Origin of the sequence: Dietzia sp. IN118 (assembly GCF_032905965.1) — a bacterium.
Classification (GTDB): Bacteria; Actinomycetota; Actinomycetes; order Mycobacteriales; family Mycobacteriaceae; genus Dietzia; species Dietzia kunjamensis.
In genome coordinates this window covers 3,242,454-3,251,340 of record NZ_JAUMSR010000001.1, presented here as the reverse complement: position 1 = coordinate 3,251,340, position 8,887 = coordinate 3,242,454, and the positions used below count along the sequence as shown (strand labels likewise).

Here is an 8,887-nt window from a genome sequence, read left to right as displayed (position 1 = left end):
ACGACCCGGAACTCGATGAGTGGTGGCGTTCTGGCGCTGAACCGGTTCCCAGACCAGTTCGAAAAGCTCAAGTCCAACCCTGACCTGATCCCCAACATGGTCTCCGAGATAATCCGGTGGCAAACGCCGCTGGCCTACATGCGCCGAATCGCCAAGACTGACACTATCTTGAACGGTCAGTTCATCCGTAAGGGTGACAAGGTCGTGATGTGGTACGCCTCAGGCAACCGCGACGAGCGTGTGTTCGAGCGGCCCGATGACTTCATCATCGACCGGGCCAACGTCCGCAACCACATCTCCTTCGGGTTCGGCGTACACCGGTGCATGGGCAACCGACTGGCCGAAATGCAGCTGCGGATCCTCTGGGAAGAGCTGCTCCCCCGCTTCGAGAACATCGAGGTCGTCGGCGAACCCGAGTACGTGCAGTCCAACTTCGTGCGGGGTATCAGCAAGATGATGGTGCGCCTCACCCCGAAATCCGGCACATGACATCGCAGCGAGCCCTCATCATCGGTGCCAGCCATGCCGGAGCCCAACTCGCGGCGAGCCTACGGCAGGACGGGTGGAGCGGTGAGATCGTCCTCATCGGCGAGGAGCCCACGGTGCCCTACCAGCGCCCGCCACTGTCGAAGGCGTATCTCGCCGGGAAAACCACCCTCGACGAGATCACCATCCGCAGTTCGGACTTCTACTCCAAGCAGCGAATCCAGCTTCTCAACGCGCACGTGGAGGCGATCGACCGCTCGGCTGGGCACATCGTTATGAGCACCGGCGACACACTGACATACGACAAGCTCGCGCTGTGCACGGGAGCCCGCCCTCGTCAGCTCCGCGTTCCTGGGGCCGATCTCGCCGGGGTCCATTACCTTCGGACCGCCGCAGACGTCGAGTTGATCCGCACGTCCGCCACCCCCGGGCGGCGGGTGGTGATCGTCGGGGGCGGCTACATCGGACTTGAGACGGCCGCCTCACTACGGGCACTGGACCTGGACGTCACCGTGCTCGAGGCGACCACTCGCGTCCTCGAGCGGGTCACTGCTCCCGACGTATCAACGTTCTTCGAGCGGATCCACCGAGAGGAGGGCATCGATATCCGAACGGGCGCCAAAGTCGCAGCATTAGTCGGAGACGACTGCGTCCGGGAGGTCACACTATCTACTGGCGAGTCGATTCCGACTGATCTGGTCATCGTGGGTATCGGTGTTGAACCGAGAACAGAACTCGCCGAGGCGGCGGGCTTGACCCTGAACGATGGTGTGGTGATCGACGAGCACGCCCGAACCAGTGACCCAGCCATCGTTGCCGCCGGAGACTGTGCCAGCAAGTACATCTCTCGATACGGTCGCCGAGTCCGGCTGGAGTGCGTACCCGGAGCAACCGATCAGGCGAAACTCGCCGCGGCTACCCTTTGCGGGAAGTCCAAGAGCGCAGTGTCGCTGCCCTGGTTCTGGTCAGATCAATACGATCTCAAGCTGCAGATCGCCGGTCTCAACACCGGTTACGACGAAGTCGTCCTCAGCGGTGACCCCACCCGGGACCGCGACTTCAGCTGCTTCTACCTCCGTGATGGCGAACTCCTTGCTGCAGACTGCATCAATCGTCCCCGTGATTTCATGCTCAGCAAACAGGTCATCACACAGCAGCGTCCTTTCGTCCGGACCGATTTCGCCCATACGGGTTCTCCCGATTCCTTGCGCAATGGGTAAGCCAGTCCCGAGCGAGACTCGCACGGTCAGCGGCGGAGCCTCGACGAACGGCGCTGACATCCCACTGGCGCAGCAAGAGAGCCCGGTTCGTGCCCGCCTGCCGTTCAGAAAGGAACTCTGATGACTCGCCAGACGCTCATCGAGAACTATCCACATCGGGTCGGGGGCACTGCGGCTCAGCCGCGATGCGAGACCTCCTGCACTGGCAAGGCCTCGGCTGGGAAGAACCGCCCGATGAAGGTCTCGTCTTCACCCTCGGGGGGTCACTTGGCCTGTCCTACTTGCGCTCGAGCGACCTCTTCCCGCCGCTTTATCTGGTAGGGAGAGACTCCGATTTCGAAGTAAATCTCCCCCATCTACTGGGCGCACAGGTCCAAGTGCTCACGACCGACGATCCCCGAGAAGGATGGTCGTGGATTAGCCAGGAGGTCGATGCCGGAAGGCCAGCCCTGATATGGGGCGACATCGCGGAGTTGCCCTACCTGCGGGTTCGGCTCCAAATGAGTCGCCACGATATCGTGGTAATTGGTTACGACGAGGCGGAGAGGATCGCCTTCGTTGTTGACAACGACCGTGCCGAGGTCCAAAAGGTTCCGTTCGACGCTCTCGCTCGAGCACGGTCGTCGATGTCATTCCCACAACCGACACGTCACACCACGTACCGCATCGCCTGGCCGCATGAGTTACCAGACCTTGCGCAGGTTGCCGCAGCGGCTTTCCGTCAATCGGCAGCGAACATGCGCCACCCAACTCCGCCAGGAGTCGTTGATCTCACGACCGCGGTGAGCGGTTCCGAAGGCTTAGCAGCGGTCGCCCAGCTCGCCGCTGATGTCCGGACTTGGTCCCATCTACCGGCTGACGAACTCGAGATCCTCTTATTCAGCTTGAGCGCTTTCATCGAGAAGGCCGGCACCGGTGGCGGCCTGTTCCGAAAGCTGCTCGCTGACGGCTGCGCGGACGTGGCACGTTTGACCGGTGACCTCGCGACCGAAGATCTCGCCGTAGCCGCCAGACACTGTGCACAGACATGGACGGAGGCCGGCCGAGCCGGGATCGAGCACGAGGTCGATGTGCGTACTCGGCTGGAACGTGTGGCTTCGGCGGTTAGCCTCCTGCCCACGCTCGAGCTTCAACTGGCTGAAGCTCTGGAGTCAGCTTCGCGATCGCTTGCAGCAGCCTGACTAATCGGGAAGTCAAAACTGGACGGTAGAAGTTCCGGCCGCACTCAGACTGCAGCGGATGGCTCGCCGCCGCTCGCACCGAAACGACCGGGCTCTAGGGTTGCCTCGCCACCTCCCCGGCGACCTCGGCGATCGAGCGGTCACACCCATCCGACAAGAAGAAGCCCCGATTTAGCGAGATCCGCCGGCGCCAGGGATCCTTCTATGTTTGTCAAGCGGGCATGTGGACAGGTTCCGCTGCGCTGAGAGTTCGGTAGATCTGCCGGGCCAGGTACCGCTTGAGGCAGCGTCGAATTTCCTTGGTCGTTCGCCCCTCGGCGCTCCGTCGTTCGACGTATGCGCGGGTGTCCGGGTCGTGGGTCATTCGGGTCAGGACCGCCATGTGCAGGGCTCGGTTTAGCCGCCTGTCGCCGCCGCGATTGAGCCGGTGTCGAACGGTGTTCCCGGAGGATGCGGGGATAGGATTGACGCCTGCGAGGGAGGCGAACGCTGCCTCGGATCGCACTCTTCCGTGATGCGACCAGACGGTCAGGCAGACAGCGGCGGTCACGGGTCCGATGCCGGTCTTATCCAGCAGTGAGGTGGCCTGGCTTGCCTTGACGAGCTCGGTCATCCGCGAGCTGTTGGCGGCGAGCTGTTCGTCGAGCTCGACCACTCGTTTGGCCAGGCGGATTGCTTCGAGGCGGGCGGTGGCCTCACCGAGGTCCTCATCGCGTGCACGCCACCGGGAGACGGCGAGGAGCTGCGTCCCAGTCAGTGCCCGGCGGGCGTCGATTCCGAGGTCGACGATGCGCAACAGCGCGATCAGCGCGTTGATGGTGGCGGTGCGCTCCGAGGTCATGTGGTCGCGGGCGGTCACGAGTACCCGCAGCGCCGCTCGCACGCCGTCTGCCATACGCGGACGGCGTAGCTGGTCGCACTCCAGAGCGAGCACTGCAGCGGCGATGCGATGAGCATCCAGCGGGTCGGACTTGCCCACCCCTCGATTGGCCCTCGTGTTCATCCGGGCTGCTTCAACGACCTCGAAGCCTGCCTGTTCGCAGGCCGCGGCAAGACCGGCACCGTAGGTGTTTGGGACGCCCTTCGGAAAGCGCGGTTCTGATGATCGGGTAGCGGTCGGACGGGCATCGGATAGCGGCATCTGCCCGTCCGACCGCTGGGCCGCTATGGCGTTGCCGTGGCGAGGTGTCGTCTCATGTTCGGGCCGTCGAGGGCGATGATCTCGGCGCCGGCGACGATCCGGTTGAGGATCGATTCGGCGATGACCGCGTCTTGGAGCGACTTGTACCAATCGGGCGGATCGAACTGCGAGGTCACCAGAGTCGAGCCCCGGCCTTCCCGAGCGGCAAGGATGTTGAGCAGCTCCGCCGCTGTGTGCGGAGCCACCGGCGTGGTCAGGAAGTCATCGAGAACTAGCAGGTCGCAGTTGTGCAGGTCGGTGAGGAAGTCCAGCCTGCGCTGCGAGGTCGGCTCCAGAACGGCGAGCCGGTTGGCCAGGTCGTCGAGTCGGAAGAACCTCGCGGTGTAGTACTTTCGGCACGCGGCATTGAGCAGTGCCTGGGCGAGGTAGGTCTTGCCCACGCTGGATTGGCCGAGCACGACGAGATTGCGAGTGGCGTCGATCCATTGACAGCTACTCAGTCGTGCGATTAGCTCGCGGTTGACGTTGCGGTCAGGCAGGTAGCGGATCTCTTCTACGCAGGCGTCAGGGTTTGGCGATCTGGAGGCCTTGAGTAGTTTCTGGGTCCGGCGTTCCTGCCTGGCCGTGATCTCTTTGTCCAGGGCGTGGAAGATCTTCTCCGAGAAGGTCCACTCGTCGCAGGCGGGATCGTTGGCCAGGTCGATGACGGTCTGGCCGAACGCGGTCATCCGCAACTGGGTGAACAGTGGCATGTCGGCGTCGGTGAGATGACGATCAGTCACTGCAGCTCCTCCCGCCCCGCGGTGCCGCTGCTCGGGCTCGGGCCTCCTGTGAGGGCGGCGAGGCTGAACTGCTCGGGCCCGGCCAGATGCGCCCCGGTGGTATCTCGCCGATCCGGCGGCGGCTCCAGCCGGTCCGTCGTAGCCGCCACCGCCGGCTGCGTGGTGGTGTGGGCCGGGCGGCGGCCTGGGTCCTCAGGGCCGCCAGCTGCTGCTTGACGGCGGTGTAGCTGATCGCCCGGCGGGAGGTCTCGGAGACGAGTTGGCCACAGGCCCGCTCGAGCAGCATCTTGTTGTCCCCGCGGGCCAGGGCGAGGATGTTCTGGCACGAGCGATAGCCCTGAGCCTCGATCCGCTGGCGATCGAGGACCTCGCTGATCGCGGCGACGGTGTGCGGTCCGATCTTGTGGGCCTGGCGCACGAAGTACGCCCGCGACCATAGGTCCGAGGTCTGCAGATGCTGCGCGGGAACATGGTCAGGGTCGGTCACGAAGGAATGTCGCCTACCGGAGACGGCGTGGGAGGCGATGACCTCCCCGCCAGCCATGACAGTGAGCGTGGGGCCGGTGATCTTCACATCGACGTGCTGGCCAGCGAAGGTGTAGGGCACCGAGTACTTCACCGTGGCGATCTCCACGTGGTAATCCCTGTTGACCTTGGACTTCTTCCAGATGACTGGCTGCCAGCGGGCCTCGGGAAGGTCGAACAGTTCCGACTGCTCGTGCTCGGTGAACAGCTCCCGGCGGCTGGTCTTCTGGCCGCGGAACGGGGTCCGGTCGTTGATCGCCTCCACCTCGGCGGCGATCGCGTCGTTCGCATCGTCCAGGCTCGCGAAGCGCCGATCGGCCAGGCGTCCAATCACCCAGTTCGTCACCACTTTCACTCCGGCCTCGACGTTCCCCTTGTCGCGGGGTGCCGCCGATCTCGTGGGCACCGCGGCGGTGTGGTGGTATTCGAGGAAGTCACGGTACTCACGGTTGACCTCGCGGGCCCGATCGCCGCGGGCGATCTGATTCGACGCCGTGGAGGCGTTGTCGGGGACGATCACCTGCGCCGCGCCGCCGAAGTACTCGAACGCCCGCAAGTGCGCGTCGAGCCAGTTCGGCATCTTCTCGTCCAGACAGCCGCAGGCGAAGACCATCCCCGAGTACGGCAGCGATGCCACGAACACCGACACCGTTGTCCTGGTGCCGGTGACGGGGTCGAAGATCGCCATCTTCGTGCCCGCCCAGTCGACCTGCATCGTGTGCCCGGGAACGTGGGCGATCCGCATCGTGAGCTCGTTGACCTCGACGTACGCGCCGATGATCTGGCAGAACCGCTGATAGCTGTAGTGCCGCTGCCCCGGCGAACCGGCGGTATCGAGGTAGTTGGCCCACAGCACCCGCAGCGGCAGCTTCTTCTTGCCCGTCCGCTTCTTCACGGCAGCCGCCACGTCGAAGGCGACGAACTCCTCCGACGGCGTCTTACGGCCATCGGTGAACAAGGCGTCGATCTCCTCGCCGCTGAGCGCCTCGACCTGGCTCGTGGCGGTCAACCCGTGGTCGTGGCAGACCTTCTTCGCCTTGGCGATCGTGCGGTGCGAGCAGCCCGCGATCGCCTCGATGTCCCGGTAGGACCTGTCCTGCAGCAGTAACGACATCACCAATCGGTAATCAGTCACCCGTGCCTCCTGTTCGGATCCACGCGCAGCCTTGTTGCCACGCGTGAAGCCGAGACCAGCACACGACGCCGCCCACCGCTATCCGATGCTCATACCCGCGCTACCCGATCATCAGAACCCTGCTTTCCGAAAGGTGTCCCTAACACCGTAGGAGGCAACTCCCTCGATCACCCAGAGGGCGGACTGATCACCGCCGGTGCGGCGGGTGGCCCACGAAATCGCGCGGGCCATCCCCGCGGCGGTCGTCGGGAACTGGGCGGTATCGATAACCTCACCAGTGGCAGCCAGGACTGCCAAGACGTGATTGCGTGCGTGGGTATCAACGCCGATGACGAATGGGTGAGCATGCGCGACGATGGTCATAGCGGCTCGGGTCCTTCCTACTCAGGGACAGCGGTCCGGCCGCTGGTGGCCGGCGCCGGTCTGGGTAGGAGTCACTTCGGGGCAGCACTGTGATGAGTCACGTTCCTTATGGAGCGGACAGCCTTCTGATCAAGTCACCGAGGTGGGCCAGGACGGCGTCGGCTGCCTCACCCCGGTTGGACAAATCCCTAGTAGGGCACCCCGAGGGGGCCGGGCGGTTCATGAGTCACGACCGGGGTGATGCGGCCAACTCCTATCCTTGCCAGCCGGTCCCAGACCAGCCACCCCAAGACTCACAGCGGTTCAGGTCGTGGATGGACTCGGCCGGGATGGGTTCGCCTCCCTGCTTGCGGGCAGCAAGAAAATCATCAACGAGTTGCACGCATCCGTCGTGGTCGACGGTGCAGAGCCCAGTAAGGCGAGCGAACACGACGGGACCCAGGAGTTGAACGATCGCGAAGGTGGTGTCGACGTTGCCGAGCTGTGCTCGAACGTCAGGATGTGTGAGGATGCGGTCAAAGGGCTGCCGGTATTCCTCGATGACTCGACTACGCAGTGAGGTGATCGCGGCCGAATCGGCAGGATCGCCGCCGACTGATCCGATTGACAGCCAAGCCAGAGTCGTAATGTTCAGCGGCGCCTGGTCAATCAGGTCGGCTTGGGCCGTGAGAAGCGCGATGAGTTGGTCGCGTACCGACCCACTGGTGGCAGAGACTTTCGACGGGGCGTGTCAGATGGTCTGTGTGAGTTGATCCGGAGGAGGAATCATGAACGCTATGGCTGTTGACGACCACGACGCTACGGATGTATCAGATGCTGCTGGGCTTCGCCGGGAGGTGTTCTCGGATGCGCTGATTGATCACGTACTCGCCGAGACCCGTTCGCGAGGGTTGGAGTTGACTGGCAAGGACGGCTTTTTGAACGAGATGCTCAAGGCCGTCCTTGAGCGGGGCATGGGCGCCGAGCTGACCGAGCATCTGGGCCGCGATGCCCACGCCCGTGGCGGGGACGGAAACCACCGCAACGGCACTTCGCGCAAGACCGTGGCCACCGAGGTCGGCCCGGTGGAGCTGGATCAGCCCCGCGATCGGCAGGGCTCGTTCGCCTCCCAGCTCGTCCCGAAGGGCGCCCGCCGGCTCGGCGGGCTGGAGGACCAGATCATCTCGCTGTACGCCGGCGGGATGACCGTCCGGGAGATCGAGCACCACCTCGCGCGGACCCTGGGGGTGGAGCTGTCGCACGAGTCCATCGCCAACGTCACCGACGCGGTCCTGGACGAAGTCGCCGCCTGGCAGCACCGCCCGTTGGAGGCGTTCTACCCGGTGGTGTTCCTGGACGCGATCCACATCAAGATCCGCGATGGAGCCCACGTGAAGACCCGCGCTGCCCAGAGCACATCCTGGGATGCTCACGTCCCCTACTGGAACCGGTTTGGCAACCAACAAAATGCTCGGCCCGGAACGCCCGCCCGGTCCGGGTGCTGCGCGCCCCCGGCGTCGTCAGCCGTCGTAGGCGACCGTCTCCACGACGATCGGCCCGGCGACGGCCCCGCCGGTGGTGGTGAGTCGGTATTCGACCCGGCCCGGGCCGGTGGAGATCTGCGCCTCGTAGGGGTGGGAGATCGGATCGGGGATGCCCGTCGAGATCCGCGGGAACGGGACCTGCGCGATCTTCTCCCCGGTGGCCCCGGTGTCGAGGTTGCGCCACGAGAGGGTGGCCGTGAGGGTGCACGGGCCCACCCCGACGACGGCGAAGGCCCAGGAGACGGATGCCGTGTCCGGGTACCCGTCGCCGTCGAGCGTGGTGGAGATCGCGCCTGCGCACAACCCGGAGGGTGAGCCGCCCACGGCGATCACGCGGTCAGGAGCAGGGAACAGGAGCGGGATGGCCTCGGAGGAGTCCTGGGCGTTCGCGGTGGCCGGGGCCGTGACGGCGGCGGTCAGTGCGACGGCCGTGGCGGCGAGGAACGCCCCCACGGCGACGGTGGGCCGGCGGGTGATCCGCCGGGTCGAGCCGGTGGTGTCCACCCGCTCATCGTCGCACCGCGGACAGCG

6 protein-coding genes and 4 pseudogenes are annotated in these 8,887 nt (G+C 64.9%); 4 read left to right on the top strand and 6 right to left on the bottom strand.

The window, feature by feature from the left end; translation table 11 throughout:
* The 3 genes and pseudogenes from Q2K20_RS15515 to Q2K20_RS15505 all read left to right on the top strand — a co-directional run.
* On the top strand, window positions 1-489 hold a 489-nt coding region (locus tag Q2K20_RS15515; protein ID WP_317176927.1), incomplete at its 5' end, for a cytochrome P450.
* Window positions 486-1,706, top strand: coding sequence for an NAD(P)/FAD-dependent oxidoreductase (locus Q2K20_RS15510; protein ID WP_317176926.1), 1,221 nt, complete (start codon window positions 486-488; stop codon window positions 1,704-1,706). The genes Q2K20_RS15515 and Q2K20_RS15510, both read left to right, overlap by 4 nt.
* Window positions 1,707-1,826: 120 nt before the next feature.
* Window positions 1,827-2,887, top strand: a pseudogene (locus Q2K20_RS15505) (BtrH N-terminal domain-containing protein).
* A 211-nt stretch (window positions 2,888-3,098) separates the two neighbouring features.
* On the opposite strand, the gene Q2K20_RS15500 reads toward Q2K20_RS15505, so the two are convergent.
* From Q2K20_RS15500 to Q2K20_RS15480, 5 genes and pseudogenes are all read right to left on the bottom strand, one after another.
* Window positions 3,099-4,028, bottom strand: coding sequence for an IS110 family transposase (locus Q2K20_RS15500; protein WP_081470609.1), 930 nt, complete (start codon window positions 4,026-4,028; stop codon window positions 3,099-3,101).
* A gap of 23 nt (window positions 4,029-4,051) precedes the next feature.
* Complete coding sequence (locus tag Q2K20_RS15495; protein WP_007633699.1) at window positions 4,052-4,810, bottom strand: ATP-binding protein; 759 nt, start codon at window positions 4,808-4,810, stop codon at window positions 4,052-4,054.
* Entirely contained in the window at window positions 4,803-6,470 is a 1,668-nt protein-coding gene (gene istA / locus Q2K20_RS15490; protein ID WP_231889060.1) for an IS21 family transposase, read from the bottom strand. Before istA ends, Q2K20_RS15495 begins: the two co-directional genes overlap by 8 nt.
* A 144-nt stretch (window positions 6,471-6,614) precedes the next feature.
* Window positions 6,615-6,833 (bottom strand): annotated as a pseudogene (locus Q2K20_RS15485) (IS110 family transposase); the annotation flags it as partial.
* 253 nt (window positions 6,834-7,086) lie between these two features.
* A pseudogene (locus tag Q2K20_RS15480) lies at window positions 7,087-7,548 on the bottom strand (TetR/AcrR family transcriptional regulator); the annotation flags it as partial.
* Between the two features lie 139 nt (window positions 7,549-7,687).
* On the opposite strand from Q2K20_RS15480, the pseudogene Q2K20_RS15475 reads away from it, so the two are divergent.
* Window positions 7,688-8,221, top strand: a pseudogene (locus tag Q2K20_RS15475) (transposase); the annotation flags it as partial.
* A 111-nt stretch (window positions 8,222-8,332) separates the two neighbouring features.
* Here the strand turns inward: Q2K20_RS15475 and Q2K20_RS15470 are convergent.
* Window positions 8,333-8,860 (bottom strand): hypothetical protein, encoded by a 528-nt coding sequence (locus Q2K20_RS15470; protein WP_007626533.1) that lies wholly within the window; start codon window positions 8,858-8,860, stop codon window positions 8,333-8,335.
* Window positions 8,861-8,887: the final 27 nt, after the last annotated feature.

Excerpts from the sequence above, each read along its gene's own strand:
- Q2K20_RS15500 (WP_081470609.1), bottom strand. The coding sequence starts at position 4,028 with ATGCCGCTATCCGATGCCCGTCCGACCGCTACCCGATCATCAGAACCG.
- Q2K20_RS15510 (WP_317176926.1), top strand. The coding sequence starts at position 486 with ATGACATCGCAGCGAGCCCTCATCATCGGTGCCAGCCATGCCGGAGCC.